The 23,124-nt window shown below is 59.7% G+C and carries 21 protein-coding genes and 1 pseudogene; 7 read left to right on the plus strand and 15 right to left on the minus strand.

Going from position 1 to position 23,124, the window contains the following annotated elements; translation table 11 throughout:
* Positions 1-22: 22 nt before the first annotated feature.
* The gene (locus tag ACIPY2_RS06515; protein ID WP_400265546.1) at positions 23-1,609 is read right to left on the minus strand and encodes a hypothetical protein; all 1,587 of its coding nucleotides are present in this window, start codon (positions 1,607-1,609) and stop codon (positions 23-25) included.
* A 484-nt stretch (positions 1,610-2,093) separates the two neighbouring features.
* Here ACIPY2_RS06515 and ACIPY2_RS06520 point away from each other — a divergent pair, with 484 nt between their 5' ends.
* On the plus strand, positions 2,094-3,857 hold the full coding sequence (locus ACIPY2_RS06520; RefSeq protein WP_400265547.1) for a DUF6119 family protein: 1,764 nt from the start codon (positions 2,094-2,096) through the stop codon (positions 3,855-3,857).
* 308 nt (positions 3,858-4,165) lie between these two features.
* Here ACIPY2_RS06520 and ACIPY2_RS06525 read toward each other — a convergent pair whose 3' ends face one another.
* Positions 4,166-5,206, minus strand: a complete 1,041-nt coding sequence (locus ACIPY2_RS06525; protein WP_400265548.1) for an NlpC/P60 family protein — start codon at positions 5,204-5,206, stop codon at positions 4,166-4,168.
* An 839-nt stretch (positions 5,207-6,045) separates the two neighbouring features.
* Entirely contained in the window at positions 6,046-6,939 is an 894-nt protein-coding gene (locus ACIPY2_RS06530; protein WP_400265549.1) for a hypothetical protein, read from the minus strand.
* A gap of 180 nt (positions 6,940-7,119) precedes the next feature.
* On the opposite strand from ACIPY2_RS06530, the gene ACIPY2_RS06535 reads away from it, so the two are divergent.
* Positions 7,120-7,443 (plus strand): ArsR/SmtB family transcription factor, encoded by a 324-nt coding sequence (locus ACIPY2_RS06535; RefSeq protein WP_400265550.1) that lies wholly within the window; start codon positions 7,120-7,122, stop codon positions 7,441-7,443.
* Here ACIPY2_RS06535 and ACIPY2_RS06540 read toward each other — a convergent pair.
* Positions 7,397-7,900, minus strand: a complete 504-nt coding sequence (locus tag ACIPY2_RS06540; protein ID WP_400265551.1) for a hypothetical protein — start codon at positions 7,898-7,900, stop codon at positions 7,397-7,399. The genes ACIPY2_RS06535 and ACIPY2_RS06540 overlap by 47 nt on opposite strands.
* Positions 7,901-8,095: 195 nt before the next feature.
* Here ACIPY2_RS06540 and ACIPY2_RS06545 point away from each other — a divergent pair, with 195 nt between their 5' ends.
* On the plus strand, positions 8,096-8,368 hold the full coding sequence (locus tag ACIPY2_RS06545; protein ID WP_400265552.1) for a helix-turn-helix domain-containing protein: 273 nt from the start codon (positions 8,096-8,098) through the stop codon (positions 8,366-8,368).
* Here the strand turns inward: ACIPY2_RS06545 and ACIPY2_RS06550 are convergent.
* The 10 genes from ACIPY2_RS06550 to ACIPY2_RS06595 form a co-directional block, all read right to left on the minus strand.
* Positions 8,331-9,275: an alpha/beta hydrolase family protein gene (locus ACIPY2_RS06550; protein WP_400265553.1), complete on the minus strand. Its 945-nt coding sequence runs from the start codon at positions 9,273-9,275 to the stop codon at positions 8,331-8,333. The genes ACIPY2_RS06545 and ACIPY2_RS06550 overlap by 38 nt on opposite strands.
* A 253-nt stretch (positions 9,276-9,528) precedes the next feature.
* Positions 9,529-9,984, minus strand: coding sequence for a hypothetical protein (locus tag ACIPY2_RS06555; RefSeq protein ID WP_400265554.1), 456 nt, complete (start codon positions 9,982-9,984; stop codon positions 9,529-9,531).
* Complete coding sequence (locus ACIPY2_RS06560; protein WP_400265555.1) at positions 9,981-10,994, minus strand: hypothetical protein; 1,014 nt, start codon at positions 10,992-10,994, stop codon at positions 9,981-9,983. Before ACIPY2_RS06560 ends, ACIPY2_RS06555 begins: the two co-directional genes overlap by 4 nt.
* Positions 10,991-11,482 (minus strand): hypothetical protein, encoded by a 492-nt coding sequence (locus ACIPY2_RS06565; RefSeq protein WP_400265556.1) that lies wholly within the window; start codon positions 11,480-11,482, stop codon positions 10,991-10,993. The genes ACIPY2_RS06560 and ACIPY2_RS06565 overlap by 4 nt, the downstream gene beginning before the upstream one ends.
* Positions 11,483-13,075: 1,593 nt before the next feature.
* Positions 13,076-13,420, minus strand: a complete 345-nt coding sequence (locus ACIPY2_RS06570; protein ID WP_400265557.1) for a hypothetical protein — start codon at positions 13,418-13,420, stop codon at positions 13,076-13,078.
* A 101-nt stretch (positions 13,421-13,521) separates the two neighbouring features.
* On the minus strand, positions 13,522-14,388 hold the full coding sequence (locus ACIPY2_RS06575; RefSeq protein ID WP_400265558.1) for an amino acid ABC transporter permease: 867 nt from the start codon (positions 14,386-14,388) through the stop codon (positions 13,522-13,524).
* A complete protein-coding gene (locus tag ACIPY2_RS06580) occupies positions 14,385-15,065 on the minus strand; it encodes an amino acid ABC transporter permease (RefSeq protein ID WP_400265559.1) in 681 nt (226 codons plus the stop codon). Before ACIPY2_RS06580 ends, ACIPY2_RS06575 begins: the two co-directional genes overlap by 4 nt.
* A 40-nt stretch (positions 15,066-15,105) precedes the next feature.
* Positions 15,106-15,942: a glutamate ABC transporter substrate-binding protein gene (locus ACIPY2_RS06585; protein ID WP_400265560.1), complete on the minus strand. Its 837-nt coding sequence runs from the start codon at positions 15,940-15,942 to the stop codon at positions 15,106-15,108.
* A gap of 34 nt (positions 15,943-15,976) precedes the next feature.
* Complete coding sequence (locus ACIPY2_RS06590) at positions 15,977-16,705, minus strand: amino acid ABC transporter ATP-binding protein (protein WP_400265754.1); 729 nt, start codon at positions 16,703-16,705, stop codon at positions 15,977-15,979.
* Positions 16,706-16,773: 68 nt separating this feature from the next.
* Entirely contained in the window at positions 16,774-17,460 is a 687-nt protein-coding gene (locus ACIPY2_RS06595) for an RraA family protein (RefSeq protein ID WP_400265561.1), read from the minus strand.
* Positions 17,461-17,913: 453 nt separating this feature from the next.
* On the opposite strand from ACIPY2_RS06595, the gene ACIPY2_RS06600 reads away from it, so the two are divergent.
* From ACIPY2_RS06600 to ACIPY2_RS06615, 4 genes and pseudogenes are all read left to right on the plus strand, one after another.
* On the plus strand, positions 17,914-19,059 hold the full coding sequence (locus ACIPY2_RS06600) for a pyridoxal phosphate-dependent aminotransferase (RefSeq protein WP_400265562.1): 1,146 nt from the start codon (positions 17,914-17,916) through the stop codon (positions 19,057-19,059).
* Positions 19,056-19,679 carry a TetR/AcrR family transcriptional regulator gene (locus ACIPY2_RS06605; RefSeq protein ID WP_400265563.1) on the plus strand — a complete coding sequence of 208 codons (624 nt, stop codon included), beginning with the start codon at positions 19,056-19,058 and terminating at the stop codon, positions 19,677-19,679. The genes ACIPY2_RS06600 and ACIPY2_RS06605 overlap by 4 nt, the downstream gene beginning before the upstream one ends.
* Positions 19,680-19,834: 155 nt before the next feature.
* Positions 19,835-20,279 (plus strand): annotated as a pseudogene (locus ACIPY2_RS06610) (universal stress protein).
* A gap of 262 nt (positions 20,280-20,541) precedes the next feature.
* Positions 20,542-21,987, plus strand: coding sequence for an APC family permease (locus tag ACIPY2_RS06615; protein WP_400265755.1), 1,446 nt, complete (start codon positions 20,542-20,544; stop codon positions 21,985-21,987).
* Between the two features lie 300 nt (positions 21,988-22,287).
* On the opposite strand, the gene ACIPY2_RS06620 is transcribed toward ACIPY2_RS06615, so the two are convergent.
* Positions 22,288-22,668 carry a hypothetical protein gene (locus tag ACIPY2_RS06620; RefSeq protein ID WP_400265564.1) on the minus strand — a complete coding sequence of 127 codons (381 nt, stop codon included), beginning with the start codon at positions 22,666-22,668 and terminating at the stop codon, positions 22,288-22,290.
* Between the last annotated feature and the right edge of the window lie 456 nt (positions 22,669-23,124).

Here is a 23,124-nt window from a genome sequence, read left to right on the forward strand (position 1 = left end):
CCCGTTCTCGGCAGGGCTGCTCTCAGTTCTTCGACTGGTTCGGGACGAGGTGGTGCGGACCGACGAATCCGACGTGAACCTTCTTGGTCGCGCCGCCCGTGTCGTCGTAGAAATAGACTCGCGGGGCGAGGCTGCCGCCACCCTCGGAGATCTTCAGGTGCGCAAGCATCGTGGTCTCGCCCGAGGGATCCACTGCCTGGTCGACTTCGAAGTCACGCGTGCCCTTGAACTTTCCGCCCGTCTGAACGCCCTCGCTCTCGCTCATCGACAGCTTCTTAGTCGAGGCTGGCCAGCCGAGCAAGGGGCCCGAGGCACACCATTCCCAAAACCCGCCCTTGTCCCAGCCGTCGGCCCGCTCCTGGGCGTAGGCCGCGAGGGCGCGCAATCCGCGCCACGTCTTGTTGCCCCAGTTGTAAGCCTCGGGCGCGGTGTCGATGTCCTCAAGCTCACGAACCGCCGACTCCGGCAGAGCGAGCCACTCGGAAAGGTACATCTGGGCCGCCATCACGGCTTCCGAGGCGTACTGCACCTCGTCCGGTACCGACGCCCCATCGGCGTGCTGCGTCCCCCAGAGGACATCAGCCAGTCCGAGTCTGATCAGCTCGTCCTTGAGCCTTGCCAGATGGCCATTGGCGCTTGCCAGCTCCTTCTCCAGCGAGCTCTGCTCGTCACGAGCCAACTCGAGCTCGAACTCCCAGTGATCCTGGGCATCCGCCAGCTCCTTCGCCGGGATCATCCCGTCAAGTCCGTGCGCCGGCGGGCCGCTCTGCACGCCGAAGACACGGAAGACGTCGGGCACGCGACGCCTGGTGGAGAGCTGCGCGACGGAATAGACAATGCGGTCGACTGTACCTCCCCGCGACTCTTCGAACCGCGTCCGGAGGTAGTAGCGGTGACGCCATCCCTCAGCGTCGCTGGCGACGTTGCCGGGCGCGTACACCCGAACTCCGCCGTCCCAGATCGCGAGGGAGCCGAATTCGTTCCTGAAGGCTGCGACGGCATTGCGGTCGAGCGTGATAACCGTGGCGACGCCCTCGGCGCGCGCGGCAAGGCTCCCCGCTACGCGCAACCACGATCCATCATTTTCGCCGTTCGGCTCGGAGCAGACGATGACAGGAAGGGTCCGGTCGGGCTTTGCGAGCATCTCGGCCAGGATGTCGATCCCGTTCGAGGGCACGGGAAGGGGTTCGGTGAGAATTGGGCTCGCGCCGAGGTGGGGCTTCTCGAAGGCGGTCAGCAGGTCGTGCACGATCTTCGGCCGCCCCACTGTGACCCGGCGGGCGAGGTCGTCGGATGACATACTCAATTCGACGAGGGCATAGACCCCGGTCCCGTCGGCCACGACCCGGATCACGGTCGTCCAGTCGGTCGGGTCTTCGGGAAGCTCGTCCGTCACGGAGGCTTCGAAGGCTTCCGGGCCGATCGACCGGAGCAAGACATCACGGTGCCGGCCTTGGGAGACGTCGAACTCGGAGCGCCCCTCGACCAGGGGCACCGGCTCGGAGGTCTCCTGAATCCACCCTGAAACCAAGGTCTTGAGCAGTTCGACCCCCGCCTGAGGATCCGGTCCCGAGGTGTCCGCCCACACCGCTCTATAGAGAACACTCATGCCGCCGACACTCCCGTTTCTGATCGAGAAGCGCCCGGTCGGCTTCTCTTCATTTATGAAATGACTCTATATCCCTGAGATGACACCATTGAGTCTTGGAAGGCATCGGGCCAACGTCTCCTGGTGAAGTGGAGAACTACTCGACGGAGTAGACAATGCGGTCGACCGCGCCTGCCGGCGATTCACTGATCCTCTAAGGTGGAAGATTTGAGCACTCTTAACAAATACCCATATCTATGTAACTGACGTCGATCCAGGATTTCGCGCAAGTCTGCGACGACGTTGCGTGGAGTCACGGGCAAGCTTCACGTCAATGACGAAATCACGAACCGCGATTGCCAGCCGGTGTCCAGCAGCGAAAACGAAAACCTACACGTTCCTTCGCATAACACTAAGTGGCTGCCGACAGCTCTCATCGGGCTTTCCCACGGATGTAATCTGCGCGAACCTACAGCAAGGAAGGCTACGATGGCAGGGAGGGGGAATGGATTCGAAGATGAACGATCGCAAAGTGGCTCGCAAGACAAGTCAAGAGTCTCGAATGACGCTGTATCGACTGACTGGATTAAGATCTCTAAAAGACGCCATCCGCGAGAAGTATCTGGACTCCGATGGCTTCACTGAACAGAGCGTCACAGTGGGAGATCGAGCTGCACTGCTCATCACAGGAAAGACGGATGAACGCGACCCCGGGTGGAGCAAAGTACTCGCCGGAATCAGCGGTAAGCCCGTCGCCCTGAAAAACTCCGTGGCTGCTGCCGCCCTCATTATCGAAGACCGTCGAGACCCTGAGCCATCGAGTACTGATAATCATCCCTCTGCCGGATCCATTAGGGAGGAAGGACGCCAAGCGTGGGCGCTAACGTTTGGAATGGGGTTTCAACTGCTTGATCAGCGTCACGTTGACAATGGTTTCGGTCAGCGAATAGCTGTCCGTTGCGCGGACCCCCTGGGGCTAAACTCCATCAGCAAGACGACGCTCGATGAGCGTCCTCGTATCGAGCGATCAACCATTCCTTCGGGTGCACCGCTACGAAGCTTCGGTTTCCAAGACCTGGGCGATCTTGCCACCCGCCTCGTTGTCGACGGACGAGTTGACGGCATCGGAACTACAACCAAAGCCGTCAAACTTCGCGGTGCAGATGCACTGAGCCTACCCCTGTCCAAGGGAGCCGATCGCCTCATAAGCGACCTCGACCAAATCAAGGCGGCTTTGGCGAAAAAGCCTGCTACGGAAGAACTTGCTGCGCTCGAACAACTTGCGCAGGTTAAGGACAAGAACCAGATTGCAGAACTCGATGCAAAACTTCTGGATGCGATCGGTGCGGATGATAGCCCCTTGCTGGCTTTGTCGTTCCCCCACGAGCTCATTGATGAGTACGGAACTGTGGGAGCGCACAAACTCTCAGGTACTCGCGAACGCAATACGCGCGACTACCTTCCGACGCTTCAAGACATACTCGAACCTGTCAGGGAAGTTGTTAAAGCCGAGCGGCTACGGAAACTTGATCGCTTGGCGGTTCTTCTGTTCGAAAACGCCGACGACGACGCTCCTAGCAGTCCGAAGATCCCGGCCAAGAAGTGGTTGGCATTCCAGACGGAATTGGGCGATAGAAGATACTTCCTGCACAACGGTCGTTGGTTCCAGATGGACCGAATTTATGCGGATGTTGTAAAACGTCGAACCCGAGCAATTTTCGACCGAGGACCCTACCTGAACAAGCTGCCTGATTGGGAGTTGGTAGAGGTTCCCGGAGCCGAAAAGGAACAGAAAAAGCGTAATGCGGAGCTCTATTACAACCAAAAACTAGCGCAGTCGCTGGGCGGGTTGTGTCTTGATCAAAAGCTTGTTACAAGTGAAATCCATAAGCACGGCATTGAAGCTTGCGACGTGCTCCTCAACGATGGAACCTTTATCCACGTAAAGCATGTAGATGCTTCGTCCCCAGCGAGTCACCTGCTCGCTCAAGCGCTAGTATCGACGGAGGTTCTCAGCTACGACAAGACCGCACAAAGCAACCTCGCTGCTCGTATCTCAGAACAAGGGGGAGACCCCGACAAGTTCCAGCTCAAGCCCGCACGAGTGGTGATCATCATGGCGCGGGAAGGAAAGCCACTAAACGCCGACTCGCTTTTCACATTCACGCAGGTGAACCTATCTCGGCAGGTCGCCCAACTCGAGCAGCAACATGTCGACGTATTCATCGCGCCGATTTTGCGAACTCGGCAGGTGCCCCCCAACGAATGAAGCTGTTGGTAAGAGCCACGAAGCCCTTGGGATATAAGTTCCTGCCGTCGGATATGAGTTACAAATCTGAGTTAGGTACAGTCACGACCAGGAGGGAGCCTTGCTGAGCAGGACGAGTCTCTCAAACATCTGGTTACCTATTAGGTCCGCCGCACGGTATGCACTGGCAGGCGCGTTGGGGACAAAGGCCCCCTACTGGATGTTAGTGCGCTTCACAAGTCCTGCACAGGGGCGTGGGATTTGCTTCCGATACGCAACACGACGGTGAGCCTTGTATTGCCAGGCTACCGGCAAAGTTTCATCCACGCCTATTTCCCTAGCAGGTCAAAATACGCTGCACCGGGATTCCAAGCGATTGGATGGAGCAAAGTCCCAGCAGCCGGATTCAGTGCGCTGTACATCATTCCGTTGCCAGCGTAGATCCCCACGTGTCCCCAGTTGTACGGTCCCTGCGGGTTCTGCACCACTAGATCGCCAATCTGCGGGATATCCGTCATCCGCCCCACCCGCCATTGCTCTACGCGGGGCAGCTCGATGCCAACCTGTCGATAGATCCACTGAACGAACCCAGAACAGTCCCACGCCTTGAACGCCGTGCCGCCCCAAACGTACCCGCCACCGACCCCCATCTTGGTGAAGCGAAGAATTTCCTGCCGGATCTGGCTTAATCCTTCAGCTGGGACAACGTCAGAGTCCGCGGCGGGAACGTCCGCGCACACACGAGCGGGCGCAACCCCGCTAAGGGCATCCACGATCGCGGACGCTTGCGGTTCCCATCGGTCGTACAGTTCCGGAAATGCCGAGACCTGCACCGCCTGTGCAGCCTGTCCTTTACTCAAGGAAGCCCAACCGGGGATATCCAACAACCCCCGAGGGCTTCCGTGATTCGGCCCCGACGTCCCTCCATAAAAAGCTCTAGCGTTATAGGTAACATCCATCAATTCCTGGACACTCCCCCACCCAGCGGCAGGGCGCTGCTGAGCCGATCCGACAGAATCGTGATCACTGCCGACTCCATCGTGCGGGTAGTTGAAGGAATCGGGGACGTTGGTATTGGCAAGAATCCGGAGCCTGGACTCTTGCAAAGACATCATGATGGCGATGACAAGTGCCTCTCGAGGCAAGCCGAGTCCTTTGCCGACCGAGACGTACCCCTTGGCGACATTCACCTGGGCCGCCGACAGGCCGGCGACTCCAACTCCGGTCGGCAGGTCGAGCACTTCGGTGTCGCCACGAGCACCAGCCTCAGCGCCAGAGACACAGGCGACAGACACCGTCGGACGATCCCCCACCAAAACAACCGCCACCGCGCTGGCAACGACAGCAAACGCGAGCGCGACCACCGCCACGAACGCCCCGACCAACCTAAATAAGGTGGGTCGTCGGACGAGAACCACAGCAAACCAGGGATGAGGCATCAGTAAACGATTCGCTCGGATGACGCGTAGAACGCGACCATCACACAACGGTCAGCCGGTGCAGTGGGCGCCGGAGGACAGTTCACCATGACGCTGACCGGCGCGGAGTACGAGTTGGTACTTGCCGAGGTGTGTTCCTCGACAGAAAGCTGCACAGTGCAGACATGTAGCCCTGGCCACGGAGCGGGCCGTTCACGCACCTTGACCAGCTGCTCGTCACACGTCAACGACTCCGACTTCGCCTCACGAAAGGCGCCTTGGCCCGCCAAGGCCACGAAGGATCCAGCGTTTACGCCTGTAGCCTCAAATTGCTGAACGAGTACGGTCCAGGGATTGGAACCGTCCGGAAGCAAAATCCAAAGATCGCGCATCCTGCCGTAGACCTCCGAGTAGGACGAGGTCCTCGTATCCCACGTGTAGATAGCCTCGGCAGCGGCAGAGGCAACTGCGCGGAAATCCGTCGGCCCGGGCAGAGGCGATACAGCCGGCGGCTTAGTCGTTACCGAAGGTTTAGCTGGGGGCCGCGGAGCGGCGGCTGACACGGTCGGCGTAGACGTTGAAGCTACGGGAGGGGCCTCCTGCAGCGCCCCAGCGGCTGGCCCCCTGGACGGCAGCGCGATGAGCAGAGTCAAGGAACCGACCATCAGAATGATCGTCAGTCCAAAGACCCATCGACCTAAACGTGTCCGAACCACGTTGGCCTTGCGAATGCTCATGATCACCACCTCAAAGGCATTGGTTGTCAGCTGCGGAGCAAAGGCATACGCCGATTAGAAGGAGGCCGCCCTGCGGACTACGCGCCAAGCGGTTTGGTAGAGCCGTCGCGCGGTGCCGATCTGCACAGCAACATAGCGATCGGTGACGCCAAGCTCCCGGGCCAGCCGGGCAATCGCTGTTTGCCGTTCCGATCCGTGGATGTCGGGAAGAACTATCGCGTTGGCGACCTCACGCAGGAGGACACTTGGGAGGCACTCAACCGCACGCTGACAGAGTTGGCCAATATCGACAATGCTGCCCGGAGTGACATCGAGTGCCAAACTGACTGTCTTCGCCGTCTGGCGGACGGCCGTCACGGCGTTCCAGCGGCGGCGGTCGTGCTGCGTTGGAAGCGCATATTGGCGAGGCGCGGTAAGGCTTTCAATGGCCATCAGCCACGTCGGTGCCGGCACAGCTTCTCGAGTCAACTGCAAGACCATAACCGCCCACTCATGGTCGATGATCTCTTGGTTTTCGGGATTGTCCTGCGCTATGAGGATTGCTGAGAGGCGTCCCCATGAACCCGAAACCTCGTCGCCCGTGGGGGCGAGCAACAGAGGTAGCGTCTTGTGGTTGAGCTCACGGCGGGTGTGGGCAGCGCAGATGTTCGACGTCACGCCCTGGACCCATGCTTCAAAGGGGACACCAGGCAACGCTCGGTAGCTCCCCCGAGCTACGCCATTCCAGACAGCCACACGGATGTCCTGCAGGACGTCGTCAACATCGCATGACCGTCCGATATGAGCCAAGTGAGAAACGACGTAGCGCCGCACTCCTTCAACCGCTCCCATCATCTGGTCAACGGACACGGACAACATCGGCTCCGGCGGACCAGTAAGGGAGATGTCCACCGTTCCGGGACGTGAATGCAGTTGTTCGGCCTGCTGAATCTTGTCGTTTAGGCTCATCGCCCTCACCGCTTCGAATAGCTACTGTTCTCTAGCGTTCGCCGCGAGGTGGCGGCGTTGATACGGCCGAGCCGACTCAGCCACAAACGAAAGCATCTAATATTTATTGTCAAAGATACTTTAAATATCGTCAAGAGTGCGGTTCTTACTTTTTTCATGTTGTTCGGCAAGAATTGAGCCATGCCACGGATTACGCAGCCTCACGACGACGCCTGGTCACCCGACGTCGAAGCGGCCGTGGCCACGTTCGGAAACAGGGCACGGAACGAAATACTGAGGTTCCTCACGACTTTCGGCCCTGCGACGCGCGGCGACATCGTGGAATCCGTCAGCGCTGGCGAGCCGAGTGTCGCAAAGCATCTGGTCGCCCTGGAGCAGGTTGGGGCGATCGTCGTCGACGTTCCAGCCGGGCGCCGCCACGGACGTTCCCCGCGGTACTCAGCGAATCCCGCTCGCATCAAGGAGCTGCTGGACGCTCACCTTCGCTATGTCCTGGAGGAATAGCTGCAGCCTTTTCCCCATGTGGGTGAAGGTCGATGTCCTTGTTCAGATACTCGGTGATAGCGCGCAGTGTCTCCGGGGAGACATCCCCCAGCGTCCTGACGGCAAATGACTTCACTCGGGCCGCCCTCAACGACTTCACGAACTCCAACTGTGAATCTATGCGCTCGGGAATGTCGCCTTCCACCCCGTTCAACAGATAAGAAGGATCGACGTCGAACATCTCGCAGATAGCGGTGAGCAGCTGAGCATCGCTGACCAGACGTCCAGTTCCATCCTTCATGTAGAACCACCTGGCGCGTGAGATCTTGACACCCCTAGCCTGGAGTCCAGCCTCAACTTCCCTGAAAGTAACCGGCGATCCCCTCTCGGCAACAACGACGTCCAACAGGAGGTTCAATCGCCGCGCGAGCGTTGCCTGCGGTGGCTCGCCGTTGCGGCTAGCGTCTTTCGCCGGCATGCTCCACCTTTCGATCGCTTATCTCCCCATTACTATGGCTCCTTCGCCATCAGTATTCCGCGAGCGCCGTACCGACACAATCAATTGCAGCTTGAATCTGTTGTGCGGATGACTGCAGGCGTATCCTATTGCTGTAGACCCGTCTACACCTGTTCCCCACCCTGAGCCGTGGTTAGCATGTCGACATCCCTTCTGATGAACCGAACACGCACGCAGATACTTCGCTTCTTGATAAGGAGCGGGCCAGCCACCCGTACGGTCTTGGCCTTAGAACTCCGGATCTCCGAGGCCACCATTCGACGCCATCTCAAGCTCCTCGAGTTAGCCGGCCTCGTTCATGAATTGGACGGTGAGCGATTCTCCGCACGGTCCTCACTGATTGAGAGCCAGCTCATCGAGTTGGCCAACCAATACTCAGTGCAAATGCCTCCTACGACTCCGCCACCGCTTGTTCGAGACTGGCGTTAGCCAACGTAAGTCCATGGAACCAGCCCTCAACGGATTGTTCCCACTTATCGGGGTCGAAATTCCACTCGAGGGAGTGGCCCACGGACTCAAACTCCACCAAGCTGACGAGGTCGGGCCGCACCGTCGCAGCCTTCTTGGAAGCTTCGAACGGGGTGGTGTCATCCTTCCTGCCATGGAGGATCAAGATCGGCTTCTTCAGCTCCGACGCCCGCGCCAGCCAATCTAGGGCATCCAGGTGTATCGGTTCGGCGAGGCCGGTCACCCACCGAAGCGCTTTCGACTGAAGGATGATGAACCCCAACTGCACGAGCGGACGTGGCAGCCCGGCGGCCTTGGCGTTCGCGCGCAACGTTGAACGCCAGTCAAAGACGGGGGCGTCGAGAACCATCCCCACTATTCGAGGAGCGTGCGCTGACAGGGCTGCCGCTTGTAGGGCTAACGCCGCGCCCAATGACCACCCGAAGATCACGATGCGCTCAGCGCCTTCGGCAACGGCATAATTGATAGCCGCTTCGACGTCGCGCCACTCGGTTTCGCCGAGTCGGTACCGCTTATCGGACGACGGCGGTGCGTCGCCGTCGTTTCGGAACGAGACAGCCAGCGAGGTCAGTCCCAGACGTCTGGCGACTGGTATGCCTCGAAGACAACCAGCTCTCCTGCCCCCCATTCCGTGGATATGGATCGCCCACGTCCCAGCCCTGTCAGAAGGAGGCGAGTCGAACCTCCAGGCCGGAGCCACGCCGTCGTCGACGGTAATCTCAACGTTTCGGTATGGCAGGCCTAGTTGTCCGGGTTCGGAAAAGACGTAACCACTCCAGATCCCTGCCGCCGCTTGTGCAAGGTTTCCGGAGTCCACGCGCTCCACCACGCGGGTGAGTGAGCCTGTGTCCTCGCTGGTTTCAACCACTGGACCCAAGCACGCATGGCCGGTCCCCTGCGCAAACCATAAGCTGTGTCGTCCAGCAGCCTTGGTGTGGGTGGTTGCCGGCAGTTCAATGAAAAGTTGCCCATCGCTGCCGAGATGCACAGAGCGAATGTAAAGGTCCTCGCGCCGGCTGAATTTGGGTACGACTACTCTGCGCGCAAAGTATGCAGATCCACCGAGACCCGCAAGCAACGCGACCAAACCCATCGTCAGCCCGGCACCGATGGACGGCCGCCTATAAGCCGCCGACACCGTTCTCCCCGTTCTGCTTCCTTCGGTCGTCAATCACCTGGCGTAGCTTCTCCAATGTTTCGGGAGAAATCCCTTGCAGCTGTCTGGCGGCGAAATTGCGCACGCGCGACTCCCGCAAGGCCCGAAGAAGCTCCAACTGCGCATCCACTAACCGCGGAATCTCCCCTGCATCGTCGAGGAGGTAGTCGCGGTCAACCCCGAAGAACTCAGCCAGATTTCTTAGCAGTGCGGCATCGGTAGCCAGTGAACTATCTCCGCTGCGCATGTAAGCCCAACGAGATCGCGATAGAGGGGTTCCCCGCTGACTCATGTGCCTACTGATCTTTGGGTAGGTCAGAGTCTCTGTGCTACCTGCTTCATAGAGATCGAGGAGCAAGTTGAGCTTCCGGGCCAGCTTGGACTGCGGCGTCTCGGAGACGTTGGCACCATCATCCGTCATAGCGCCCGCTCCCCTTTTCCCTTCCGCACCTTTGTTCCAGGGTCAACGGGTCCAGCCAGATAATTCTCGGCAGCACTCAATACTCTAAGCTCGCGGATATCCAAGGAGCTCGCCAATCCTGGCTCAACAAGGAGAGCGTCTTGAACCTCCACGAGCATTCTATGGAGCCTGCGAGCGGGCTCTTGTTGGATTAGCGCGTCGACATCTTGTTGCAGACGAACGTCCTTCCGGGTCCCGGCTGTCTTTTCCCAAACCGATCTGAGCCCGTGAACCAACTCGTTCTCAGTCGCGGCCTCCTTGCGGTGAAGGATGCGACGCGAAACAGGCGGGATGGCCAGACCCGCGCAAAGGAACGCCATGGCAGCAACAGCCGTAGCGTCGTACGCAGGCGATATCGCGTGAATAGCATCGATCTGGCCTTGCAAGTGCAGTGCATCCATGACAAGTACAAGCGTTACAAGCAGAACGGCAAACGCGCAGCCAGTCCCAATGAGCGTGAATGCCACGCGGTAGTAGGGCCTAGACATGCCGGGGCGGAATCGGAAGCACGTAGCTCCGGTGACACTCACCACGTAACCGATGTAGACGAACTGGATCGCTGAGTACAACGCAGCAGGGAACTGGTCGCCGAAATCCAACATGAAACGCGTCGAGGTGCCGCCCGTGCTGATGAAGCTGAAGCTAGCGGTTAGTCCAAGAATCACGACGCCCATGACTACGTCGCCCACCGGGTCTCGTCTCTCCCCAACATCTTCTGGGGTCGCTGCTCGGATAATCGCCTTCGAGAGAAAGTAGATGCCAACGACCATTGAGATATTGGCCAGGAGGTCAATGTAGTTCCGTCCGGCAAATGCCGCGTCAAGTCTCGTGTAGACCGGGTCGATGTTGAGGGTCATTGCCACAGCAATCGTGATGGCCGCAGTCAAAACACTGTGGTCCCGCCGTCGTGTTCCTGGCAATAGGGATATGACGAGAAGCCACATCATGGCCGCGGCGACAACCTGGATCATCCGAATACCTTCTCGAAGGACCTTGGCTCCCTCGCGCTGTTCCTAATCGCTGCGGCGAAGAGGTCCGCGAGTGATTCCGCAGTCGCCTCGAGCTCATCACTAAAGCTGGTACGTGCCAGAACACGACGGACCAAACTTGCCGAAAGGTTCGGGAAAAGAACGCCGACATAATCCACCGGAACGACGAGTTCATCGTGGCGTAGGACCATATGCCCCAGTTCGTGCAGCACGAACTGCTGACGGTGCAGCCCGGACGGGCTGACTGCGTGCAAAATGACTTCGACTTCATCCGTCGAAAGCCATAGTCCGCACACGGACCCGCCGTTCAGAAAGCCGGCGACCTCAATCTCGATGGGACGCTGCCGAACGCCTTCGACCACGTTGACTAGACGTTCCAAGCTCAGGTGGCTCGGAAGCGCAAGTGACCCAAAAGCACTCGCTGCCCGCTCAGCCGGCGAACTTCCTGAGGTATATGAGTTGATGTTCATAGTCATCCCCAGTGGTACGACTTGCCCCGATCGCTATTATCAACGCGCCATTGGAATAGCCACAGATAGTTGCGAGCCCTTAGTCACAATTAGACGCCCACACTCTGGACATGTCCAGAGTGTGCGTTGACTCATAGAAAACCTCCGCGTAGCCGGATACGTTGCCTCATTTGAAAACCTCCGCGTAGCGGCGTGGTTGAGGGATGTTGGTGGCGCGTGCAGGCTGTGCCGTTTTCTATGGAGCTAACGATGGCCCAGCGGCAAGCTGTGACGAAGAAGAAGGCCCTCGCCTACTAGGGCGCTGACCGGACAGTGAAGTCCCGCATCCTGGACGAGCTGCTCGATCGCACTGGCTGGCACCGCGACTATGCCAAGGCCGCCCTCAGGGCCGCTCTGGTGCTGAAGATCGTCAGGCCAATATGGCCCCCCACGACACCTCAGCACTATCGCCTAACCTTTCCATCTCGACGCCAAGGAAAGCGGGTACGGTTCGATCCGCTGCTGCGAATGGTGTATTTGGACTTGCACAGCCGTGGAGTGACCAGCGTCGTCGGACAGACGTTGCTGGGGCAGCCGAAAGCCCATAAGCAGGGTCAGTTTCTCCGAGAGGACCTTCAGCGACGAATTGATCAGGCACATCGCGACTGGTCCGGGCTGGATCCCCGCGACGATCGTGTCCTTACTTCACCGACCTCGCTTTGCGGGAGTCCCAGCAGAGCTTCGGGCACAACGCGAAGATCGACCTGCGGGACATCAGCCAGACCTGGTTGGCCCAGTCCGTGGCCGCCTAGGCCAGTCACGGCGGCCCGCTCAACGTCCCCACGCTCTATTTGGCACAGCACGCCTGGACCCTGATAGACGAAATCCTTACTCTCCGGCACGCCGCCGACCGCGTGGACGGGTGAAGAAACAAGAGAAAAGCATCAACGAACTACGCACCCAGCGGCGCCGGTGGCTCGGAGCGGAGTTCCCCGACGCCGGCCATGTCGACCCGGCGGTTCACGCGGAACTGCGTTCCGCCAACGACGGCTCATGTCCGAAAAGGCAGGGCTCACCACCACCATCAACGATCTTCGACTGCCCATCCACGCCCTCAACACGACCTCGCGGCCGCCCGCGAGGCCCTGGCCAGAAGCTTGCAGAACCGGACCGAACAACGCTGACGCTAATGGCACGACCCAGTAGGGATGACCGCGATTAGCGCGATTCAGGGATTGATAGTCTCGTGACCCATGCCAGCCAGCCGTCTCGAAACGCTATAAATTCGAGGCAAGCTGGTTATGAGACACTGGCCGAGGCCCATCGAGCTTGCACTGCTCTGACGAGATGAGGTCCTGCGAGGATGTGGGCTGCTAACGAAATATCTGGCCTGAGGAATGTGCTCGCATCGGTGGCGACAATTCTTTTACGAGAGTCCAAAGCGTGCGGGTACCCTCAAGGGCTGGCATGATCTCCCCCTGCTGTACGTAGCGAAATGGTTGCGGGTCGTCCTCGGGACGCCACCAACCACTGATAGGCGCGTGGTGTCCGGTGGTGGCCGTCGCGGGGGCGTATGGATTGGGAGTGGCGGTGTTGGTCAAGGTCAGCCGTTCCTTAGCTATTCGAAGAGTTTTGGCTTGCTGGCACAGAGGTCCGCTGCTTGCCGTCGTTGGGGCTCTCGAAATTGTCCGGGTGGGACTGCAGCTGGGGATGAAGTGCAGTTCTCGTCATCCGATAGGTGAGGCGGCCTTCCAGTTCGCGCGGTTCCACCCACACCACGTGACCTTCGGCGGCTTCAAAGAGGGCTCGGTTGTGCTGGTCATCAGCGGCTAGCCAGAGCACGGATGAGTCGGGCGTAGCGTCCTCGACGTACCCGCTGCGGAGGGAAATGTGGTTTTGCCTAATTTCGACGAAGGCGCCGATCAGCTGATTCCAGTTGTTGTGGCGGTAGGCGGTCATGGCATTACTTACCTGTTGGTTGTTTTCAATGTTCGCGGGGGTCCTACATGCCCTTCCCGGCTTGGACGGTTGCTCCGCGGGGAAGGGCATGTGAGCCGGGACTAGAGCTGGGGAACGGCGACTTGTTCTGGCTTGACGATGGACTTCCGGCCCTTGCGGAGGCGGTTTTCGACTGTTACTGCGAGCTGGGACAGGGCGAAGTTGATGGCGATCATTACGGCCGCAACCACGAGAAGAGCCGGAATGTAGTTGGAGTATGCGGATCCGGCCTGCACACCTTGCCGAACCGCTTCGACGTAGGTGATCTGGTAGCCCAGGGCGGTGTCTTTCAGTGCCACGACCAACTGCGAAACGATCGGGGGGAGCATGGCCGTGATGGCCTGAGGGAGCAGGATCATCCGCATCATCTGTCCACCGCTGAAGCCTAACGCCATCGAGGCCTCGCTCTGTCCGCGGGGGAGAGAGTGAACACCTGCACGGACGATTTCTGCGATGACCGCGCCGTTGCACAGGGTCAGGCCGGTGACGACTGCTGCCATCGCCATCTGGGTTGAGGGGAACAGCGAGTAGTTGGCGAACACCTGAAAGCAGAAGATCATGAGGATGAGCAGCGGCATGGCGCGGAAGAATTCCACGACCGCGCCGCAGCTGTAGCTGAGTAATTTGATCTGGGACATGCGCCCGACGCCGAGAAGAATGCCGAGGACGGTAGCCAGGACAACGGCTAGGCCTGCTGCCTGCAGAGTGCCTTGGATCCCTGGCAGCAGATAGGTGCGCCACATATCTGCGCTGAGGAACGGCTGCCACTTTTCCGGTGCGAGCTGGCCTTTATCGTTTAGCGCGGTCACCACCCAGAAGATGCCACCTGCGATGCCGGCGAGGCAGAATCCACTGATGATGACGTTCAACGCCTTACCGCGGGGACCGGGCGCGTCGTACAGAGTTTTAAGTGCGGGTTGCGTGCTCATTTTTGTACCGCCATTTTCTTGCTGAGGAAGCCAAAGACAGCGCCGGTGGGGATGGTCAGGCACATGAATCCGAAGGCGAAGATGAGCCCGACAATGATGAGGGCCGAGGTGTTTTCGATGACTTCTTTCATGAGCAACGACGCCTCTGCGACGCCGATGACGGACGCCACCGTGGTGTTTTTTATGAGTGCGATCATGATGCTGCCCAGTGGGGCGATCACGGAACGGAATGCTTGGGGCAGGACGATGTACCGCAGCCCTTGGGTAAAGCCCAGACCAAGGGAACGGGCCGCTTCGGATTGACCGATCGCGACGGTGTTCACGCCCGCACGGAGCGCTTCGCAGACAAACGTGGCCGTGTAGGTGCTGAAGGCCAGGACCGCCAGGCGGAAGGAGCTGTCCGTGATGGAGGTGGGCGAGTTGGGGTCAACGAGGGTGATGCCGAGCTGCTGGGCGAGCCCGAAGGAGGCAAACAGCACCACCAGTGTCAGGGGCGTGTTCCTGACGATGTTGACGTAGCCGGTGGCCAAGGTTCGCAGTGCCCATACCGGGGATACGCGCATTCCGGCGAGGATGGTGCCGACTGCGAGCGCCCCCACGGCCGAGAGCCCGGCGAGCTGGATCGTGCGTATGAACGCGGTGATCAGCTGGTCACCATATTCTGTGAGTATTTCCATGGGTTAACTTTCGGATTCCGTAGGGGCGGCTCTGTGGGCCTTAGTACCGGTTGACGGTCGGGGCCGCAGGCATCTCGTAGCCGGAGGGGCCGAGGTTCTTCTCGAACGCCTTGGCCCAGGAACCGTCCTTGATCATTTCCTCGATGGCGTCGTTGATCTTGTTGCGGCCCTCGGTGTCGTCCTTTTTGACGCCGATGCCGTAGGAGTCCTTGGTGAACGGCTTGCCAACGACCTTGAGCTTGCCCTGGTTGACGGCGGCGTAGCCGGCCAGAACACTGTCATCGGTGGTCATCGCGTCGATGGCCCCGGCTTTGAGCGCCTCCACACACGCGGAGTTGGTGTCGTATTCCTGGAGCTGGACGTCCTTGGCGTAATTCTTCTTGATGTTCTGGGCAGGTGCGGAACCGGCCACCGAGCAGAGCTTCTTGCCGCCGGTCAGGGATTCGGGGCCGGTGATCGCGGTTTCATCTGCACGGACCAGCAGGGACTGGCCGACGGTGAGGTATGGGCCGGCGAAGCCGACCTTTTCCTTGCGCGCGTCGTTGATCGTGTACGCGGCCACGACATAGTCCACCTGGCCGTTCTGGATCAGGTTTTCACGCTGCGGCGTGGGGGCTTCCAGCCAGGTGATTTTGGATTCGCCTACGCCGAGCTTGCTGGCGACGTATTTGGCGACGTCGACGTCGAAGCCGCTGAAGGAGCCATCCGGGTTCTTCATGCTGATGCCGGGGCGGTCGAAGGCGATGCCGACGGTCAGGCCGTCTTCGGCACTGGCCGTGAGGCCTTTGGCGCCCGCGCCTGCTTGCGCGCCGCAGCCGGTGGCGGCGAGAACGACGGCAAGGGCAGGAACTGCGATAAGTGCTTTGAGCTTTTTCATGGGGAACACTCTTCTTTTGGGAGGTTTGAGGGGGCTAGTGGCTGAGGATTTTGCTCAGGAAGTCCTGGGCACGGGGCGTGGCGGGGTTCGAGAAGAACTCGTTGGGGGTGGTGTCTTCGAGGATCTGGCCGTCCGCCATGAAGACCACCCGGTCGGCGGCCCGGCGTGCGAATCCCATCTCGTGGGTGACAACGAGCATGGTCATGCCACCTCGGGCCAGGGATGACATGACTTCGAGGACTTCGGTGACCATCTCCGGGTCCAGTGCCGAGGTTGGTTCGTCGAAGAGCATGACTTTGGGTTCCATAGCCAGGGCACGGGCGATGGCTACGCGCTGTTGCTGGCCGCCGGAGAGCTGGGCCGGCAGCTTGTCTGCCTGGTTGGCGATGCCGACCCGTTCCAGCAGGACCATCGCACGGTCCCGGGCTTCAATCTTGGAGAGCCTGCGCACTTTTTGGGGAGCGAGCATTACGTTCTCGAGGATTGTTTTGTGTGCGAAGAGGTTGAATGACTGGAACACCATGCCGACGTCCGCCCGGTAGCGGGTCAGGGCTTTGCCCTCGGCGGGCAGGGCCTGGCCGTCGACGGCGATGGTTCCGGTATCGGTAGTTTCCAGCCTGTTGATGGTGCGGCAGAGCGTTGACTTGCCCGAGCCGGAGGGGCCGAGGACGACGACGACCTGACCACGGGTTACTTCGAGGTTGATGTCGCGGAGGACATGGAGGGGGCCGAAGTGTTTGTTCACGCCTTTCATGGAAATCATGGTCGTCGTGGTGGACGTGCCGCCATCCGGGATCAGGGCTTTTGCTGGGTTCTGGGAGGGAGCCATGGTTACCATCCGTAGCGTTGAAGTGTCGGGATGAGGCCGAGGAGCTCTGCGGTGGAGGCGCCTTCGTCGAGGATCCGGCGCCGGTACTCCTCTTCCTTGGCTTCTCGGGCTTCTGCGCTTGCAAGGGAGTCAAGGACGTCAGCGGCCTTGACGACGACGAGCCCGTCGCGGTCACCGATGATGACGTCGCCGTGGTCTACCACTGTCCCAGCGAGGTTGATGGTCCCGCCGATTTGGCCTGGGTCGACCTTGGTGGTTCCGCGGATTGAGATGCCGCGGGAGAAGACCGGGAAGCCGGCGTTGATTATGGCTTCGGAGTCACGGACGGAACCGTCAATGACAAGTCCTGCGATGCCGGCCTGCTGTGCGGCCAGGGTCAGGACGTCGCCCCAGGGGCCGGCATCGGTGAATCCCTTGGCGTCCACAACCAGGACGTCGCCGGGTCGAGCCATCAGTACCGCCTGGTGGAACATGAGGTTATCCCCCGGTGTGGTGCTCACAGTGAGGGCGGTGCCCACCAGCTTCATCCCGGGGTCCAGGGGCCTGAGTTCGGAAGCAATGGATCCGCGCTGGCCCTGGGCTTCGTAGACGGTCGCGGTGCCGAGTTTCAGCAGCCGCTGCAGGTCTTCGTCGGTGAGGTCTGAAGGCTTGGTCTTTGGTTGGCTGGCGTGTTCTTTGGTGTGGGTCATTTGGATCGGCGTGACGCCTGGTCTCCTTCGGAATTGCTGTGTTGGCCGGGGGCCTGCGGAAGACGGGAGGCTGCGGTAGCCATCCCTGTCCGGGGAGAGAGGCTGGCCGGTGCCGAATGGCGGTCCGCCTCGTAGCGAGTGTTGTTCCTAAGCTCGACGAGCGATCTGCGCTTCATCCTGGCCTTCTCCTTGTAATGGGGTTCTGGCGAGCCCCGCACCTCTCTGTGCCTTGAATCACACTAAAGCACATTGAGAGCGTAGTCGCAAGTACGAGTCTTGTCGCAATCTTTCGGACGAGTCAATGGTTCAGACAAGTTTTTACACGATGGAAACAGTGGAACCTCGGGAAGTATCCCCGAAATCAAGCGAGATCTCACGAAGCTGAGCGCTCCACTTGTGAACTTGCGATCAATGTCTTACTTTTGAAAGCAACCCCTACATTTCGGAGCAATCATGAATCTCTACAGGCCTTCTGCAGCCATCGCCCGCGTCACAGCGGCCTCACTGCGCCCCACCGGTGCCGCCACTCCGACGGGGGCAGTGTCGCTCTCAATGGGTGAACCGGACTTTGAAACACCGCGGGAAATCATCGACGCCGCTGTCGGCGCGCTCCATGAAGGCTGGACGCACTACGGAGATCTGAACGGTGACCCGGAACTACGCCAGTGCATCGCAGAACTGGTGTCGGAAGAAGCCGGGCGTGGTGTCGGGCCTGAGTCGGTCCTGGTGTCTCACGGCGGGGCTGCAGCGATCACCGCGACCATCCTGGCCACCGTGAACCCGGGGGAAAACGTCGTCATCCCCGAACCCACGTACTCTCTCTACCCGGACGCGGTGCGGCTCGCCGGTGGGGAACCTGTTTTCGTACCAACGCGAGCGGATAACCAGCTCGACGTTCCGGCGCTTCTTGCCGCGGCAAAGAACGCGCGCCTGATTACTTTCTGCAACCCTGTCAACCCGACCGGGGCGGTGTTCAGCAAGGAGTCGCTGGAGCAGTTGGCCGAAGGGCTTCAGGGAACGGACACCTTGGTCCTGGCCGATGAGGCGTACGCTCACATGGTCTACGACGAGGGCTTCGTCTCCTGCTTGGCAATTCCCGCCCTGCAGGAACGCTTGGTGTACTGCCAGACTCTGTCCAAAACCTACGCCATGACCGGCTGGCGGGTCGGCTACGTCGTGGCACCCGAGGACATAGCTGAATCAATTCGGGCAGTTCACCGCACCATGAACAGCTCCGTGAACGCCGCCGCGCAGCGCGCTTCCCTCAAGGCCCTCCAGCTCGGGCCTGGTATTTCCGCAGGCATGCTCGCTGCCTACCGGGAGCGGCGGGACTACGTGGTGGAGCGCCTGAAGAACATCCCCGGAGTGGAATTCACCGAACCAACCGGTGCCTTCTACGCATTTTTCCGCTACCCCCAGGCGCTCCCTGCCAGGGTCATGCTCGACCGATTCAAGGACCACGGCATCGTTCTTCGTGCCGGAAGCGAATACGGCCCGTCCGGTGAAGGGCACCTGAGGCTGTCTTTCGCCGCAAACCTCGATACCCTAAAGACTGCCCTTGATCGCATCGAACAAGGCATTCGCGAGATACAGGGGTGACCATCCTGGCTACCGAACAGCTCAACGGGACAGCAGTGCGCGGGCGGCGCGATACCGTACGCAACAAGCGCCGGCTACTCAACGCCGCCGGCGAACTGCTGCGGGAAGATCCCCAAAATGCTTCGATGCCGGCCATAGCGGAAAAGGCCCAGCTCTCGGTTGCCACTGCCTACCGGTACTTTCCCACCATTGAGGAACTGCACAGCGCCTACCTGCACAGTGTGCTGGTGAATCTGCGCGACTACACCCTCCTCTCCCCGTTGCACGGAACCGCGCTTTTCGAAGACGTCATCGACCGCTGGGTGAAACTGCTCGAAACGTACGGTCCTGCCATGATCCAGGTTCGTTCCAAAGAAGGCTTCCTCACCCGCCTGCACGCAAACGATGAGGTCATCAAGACGGTTCACGAGGCCTGGGAACGGCCCATCCGGGAGGTTCTCAGGGAACTCGGCGTTCCGGAAAGCCGCTTTGACTTCGCCCTCATGTTGTACAACGCCATGTTTGACCCCCGAGAAGTCAACGACATGCTTCACAACCGCGGTGAACTCTCCAAGGACGAGGCAATCCACACGTTGGTTCAGGCATATTACGGCGCTCTCAAAGGCATGACCGCGGTCTAACCCTGCTGACCTACCCAAAGCCGAGGCAATACAACAGCTTTGAGACTGGGGCATGGCGGATGCCCGCCAGCAACCATATCCCCCGACGACCGCAACTTGCGCGCTGGCTGCCATCGGTGCGTCTGAGACGACGTTGGGTGCCGCATAAGGAAAAAATGACAGGCATCATTGTCGACGGCGTAAAAGGCAGCGAAACTGCGCAAGCAGCAGCGGTCGCGGCACGTGACCTGGCTTTGGCCCTCGGCAGCACCCTGCACGTGGTTACTGCATCCGAAAGCGACCGAACCGAAGTGCCCGGTAGTGGAAGTGAGAGGAAGATCGTCAGTGGGGCCCACGAAGCAGAGGAAGTTGCCCGCAGCGTAGCGGACCGGCTACGCAAGGGAAGCCTCCAAATCGAGCATTTCGGCGTCAAGGGAAGCCCCGCCCACGCCCTGGTAAAGCAATCCGAAACCCACCGGGCACGCATGATTTGTGGTGGGAAACAGGCGAATGCAAGTGCTGCGGCGTGTTCTCGGAAGCGTGGCCAGCCACGTCGCCCACCACGCGCCGTGCGATGTCCTCATCGCCAAGACCGATGACGTCCTCTCGACCCAGAAGTGACAAATAGTGGACTATGTTACAACTCTCTTCCACGATCCTCTTTCGGAAAGTCAGTATGCTGACTTCAGCGGCAAAGTTGATAGTCATCCAAGCTCTGACTCTCCCGAGCGTCAGGTCGGCTCCCGGTCCGGCCGTCGGACGAGCGGTTGCACTGGACCGGGTCGTCAACGATCTGAAAAGACTTTCTATCCAGAACGCCCACACCAGGGTGACCCTTTTGGGCAACAATGAATTCCCAACACATCAAAGGATGGTGTCCAAGATGAGCCCTTCACCCGCCAACGAGGCCAACGGGAGGACTGGTCTTGATTCATCCGGGCACAAGGAAACCCACCTGAAGCGGGCCATAGGGCCCGGCTTGCTCCTTCTTTTCATCGTCGGCGACATGCTGGGTACCGGCATCTACGCGCTCACCGGACAAGTAGCGAAGGAAGTCGGCGGCGCCGCATGGTTGCCGTTCATCGTCGCATTCATCGTTGCCTACGTGACCGCCCGCTCCTACCTTGAACTTGTCACCAAGTATCCGCAGGCAGCAGGAGCCGCCCTGTACGTGCACAAGGCATTCGGGATTCACTTCTTGACCTTCCTCGTCTGCTTCACGGTGATGGCATCGGGAATAACCTCCGCATCCGCCGCGGCGCGGTCCTTCGCCGCAAACTTCGTAAAGGGATTCCACCTCGATGTCGGCCCCAGCGGGGTCATGGCAGTGGCGCTCGGCTTCATGATCGTACTGATGATCATCAACCTGCGCGGCGTAAGCGAAAGCGTCAAAGTCAACGTCGTGCTGACCCTCATCGAGCTCAGCGGCCTGCTAATGGTCATCGGCGCTAGCATCTATTTCATCAGCGGGGGCGAGGCTGACTTCAGCCGAGCGGTCGCCTTTGAAACGCCCGAGGATAAGAACACCTTCCTCGCCCTGAGCACGGCAACTTCCCTGGCGTTCTTCGCCATGGTCGGCTTCGAAGATTCGGTCAACATGGCGGAGGAAACGAAGAACCCCTCCAAGATCTTCCCCCGGATCATGCTCACCGGGCTCGGAATCGGCGTGGTCACCTACACGGTCGTTTCTATTTGTGCCGTGGCCGTGGTGCCTGTCGCCGAACTTGCCGCCACGGAGACCCCGCTAACCACCGTTGTAAAGACCGCCGTCCCGGGCTTCCCCATCGATCAGGTCTTTCCGTTCATCGCCATGGTCGCCGTCGCCAACGGGGCACTGCTCAACATGCTGATGGCCAGCCGCCTGCTGTACGGCATGAGTAAGCAGAACGTCCTGCCTCCTCTCCTCGGAAGGGTGCTGCCGAAGCGGCAAACTCCCTGGGCCGGAATTTTGGTGACCACCGGTATCGCACTGGTACTGATTACAGTGCTTTCTCTCGATGATCGCGGGTCTACAATCTCGCTGCTTGGAGGGACAACCTCGCTGCTTCTGACCGGGGTATTCACCATCGTGAACATCGCCGTCCTAGTTCTGCGCCGGGATCGCATAGACCGGCAACACTACTCGGCCGGACGCATCACGCCGGTAATCGGCGTGGTTGCCTGCACCTATCTGACCCTCCCCTGGTCTTCAGGTCGACCAATAGCACAGTACGAGATCGCCGGTTTCCTACTGCTTCTGGGCGTCGTACTCTGGGCCATCACATATGTCGTGAATCGGGTGGTCCGGGATCAGCGGACCGAAGTCCGCGATCCCAGCAAGCTGGGCTGATCGGTGGCAGTGCAGGCGTCTCCTAATCCTTCAGATACGAGACGTCTCAACGAGAGAACGGCCGCCTCACCTGCACTGTTACCGATTCCAGCCGAAGTTGTGGATCAACGATGGCAACGGCACTTCTCGTACTATGTTTCGTAACCTCCAGGCAAGAATGGAGTGCTCATCGTTAGTTATGAGACAAGTGGCGCCCAACCTGTGGCTAAAGGACTTCGGTGTCCTCCAACGCGGCTCCCAGTTCTTCTTGGTCTTACAGCTTCGCGTGAAGTTCCTGAATGTCGTTCTACATCCCACCGATCACATTGGTGACTGACAATGGCTGACACAAGCAAAAGGCTCAAACAGTTGTCCGCTACAGCCCCCAGCTTCTCTAGGGTTACATAACGCCTGGGTGTGATCGAATTGCGGAACTATTTGATTCCACCAATCGAGGACGTCAACACGTGCCACGTCGTGAACCACGCCTGTCCTCTCATCAATCCCAATGATGTAGATCTCCGGATCTCCTCCGGCGCGGTTCAGGCAACCGGCCAACTGCCGGGCCTTATTTTCTTGCGGCCAGCTAAGTTTACTCTCGATCAAGTCATTCTCGACTTGATGCCCGGCGCGAATTCTGTCCACAGCAGCAAGGGCTTTGGCTTCAAGTTCGACGGAACCGTGAGACGGCTGTGCCGTCATTGCTCTAGCACACAACAACCAGATCGACGAGCCAGTAGCGCTTGGGGAACAAGAGATGATTGCACAGATGAAGGCATTGGGGACTGAGATCACATCGAAACTGTGCTAACTAAACGCTTTTCAGTTAGGGCATAGGCATTTGGATAGCTGACCAGTAGCTGTACCGGGCCGCATTCAACGGTCATGTCCTACTCCAGAGCTGCCGCTATGAAAGGCACAGGTATTGGACAACGTTGGAGGGACTTGTGAACTTGGAATTCTTCGAACCCGCTGAAGCCGCAGCACTCATGCGTTGTAGTGAAGGGTGGCTGCGGGATGGCGCTGCCACCGGTCGATTTCCGCACGCCTGCTGGGGCAAGGGAAAGATCGTGTTCACCTCAGAGCACATTGCTGAGATAGCCAGGCTCAGCGAGATCCTTCCAACGTCCCAACCGTCATCTTCGGCGCACGGAGCGA

The organism is Paenarthrobacter sp. NPDC089675 (assembly GCF_044749185.1).
Taxonomy (GTDB): domain Bacteria; phylum Actinomycetota; class Actinomycetes; order Actinomycetales; family Micrococcaceae; genus Arthrobacter.

Bases quoted from the DNA above. Each gene is read 5' to 3' on its own strand.
- ACIPY2_RS06515 (WP_400265546.1), bottom strand. From the start codon at position 1,609: ATGAGTGTTCTCTATAGAGCGGTGTGGGCGGACACCTCGGGACCGGAT.
- ACIPY2_RS06520 (WP_400265547.1), top strand. From the start codon at position 2,094: ATGGATTCGAAGATGAACGATCGCAAAGTGGCTCGCAAGACAAGTCAA.
- ACIPY2_RS06530 (WP_400265549.1), bottom strand. From the start codon at position 6,939: ATGAGCCTAAACGACAAGATTCAGCAGGCCGAACAACTGCATTCACGT.
- ACIPY2_RS06535 (WP_400265550.1), top strand. From the start codon at position 7,120: ATGCCACGGATTACGCAGCCTCACGACGACGCCTGGTCACCCGACGTC.
- ACIPY2_RS06540 (WP_400265551.1), bottom strand. From the start codon at position 7,900: ATGCCGGCGAAAGACGCTAGCCGCAACGGCGAGCCACCGCAGGCAACG.
- ACIPY2_RS06545 (WP_400265552.1), top strand. From the start codon at position 8,096: ATGAACCGAACACGCACGCAGATACTTCGCTTCTTGATAAGGAGCGGG.
- ACIPY2_RS06555 (WP_400265554.1), bottom strand. From the start codon at position 9,984: ATGACGGATGATGGTGCCAACGTCTCCGAGACGCCGCAGTCCAAGCTG.
- ACIPY2_RS06560 (WP_400265555.1), bottom strand. From the start codon at position 10,994: ATGATCCAGGTTGTCGCCGCGGCCATGATGTGGCTTCTCGTCATATCC.
- ACIPY2_RS06565 (WP_400265556.1), bottom strand. From the start codon at position 11,482: ATGAACATCAACTCATATACCTCAGGAAGTTCGCCGGCTGAGCGGGCA.
- ACIPY2_RS06570 (WP_400265557.1), bottom strand. From the start codon at position 13,420: ATGACCGCCTACCGCCACAACAACTGGAATCAGCTGATCGGCGCCTTC.
- ACIPY2_RS06575 (WP_400265558.1), bottom strand. From the start codon at position 14,388: ATGAGCACGCAACCCGCACTTAAAACTCTGTACGACGCGCCCGGTCCC.
- ACIPY2_RS06580 (WP_400265559.1), bottom strand. From the start codon at position 15,065: ATGGAAATACTCACAGAATATGGTGACCAGCTGATCACCGCGTTCATA.
- ACIPY2_RS06585 (WP_400265560.1), bottom strand. From the start codon at position 15,942: ATGAAAAAGCTCAAAGCACTTATCGCAGTTCCTGCCCTTGCCGTCGTT.
- ACIPY2_RS06590 (WP_400265754.1), bottom strand. From the start codon at position 16,705: ATGATTTCCATGAAAGGCGTGAACAAACACTTCGGCCCCCTCCATGTC.
- ACIPY2_RS06595 (WP_400265561.1), bottom strand. From the start codon at position 17,460: ATGACCCACACCAAAGAACACGCCAGCCAACCAAAGACCAAGCCTTCA.
- ACIPY2_RS06600 (WP_400265562.1), top strand. From the start codon at position 17,914: ATGAATCTCTACAGGCCTTCTGCAGCCATCGCCCGCGTCACAGCGGCC.
- ACIPY2_RS06615 (WP_400265755.1), top strand. From the start codon at position 20,542: ATGAGCCCTTCACCCGCCAACGAGGCCAACGGGAGGACTGGTCTTGAT.
- ACIPY2_RS06620 (WP_400265564.1), bottom strand. From the start codon at position 22,668: ATGACGGCACAGCCGTCTCACGGTTCCGTCGAACTTGAAGCCAAAGCC.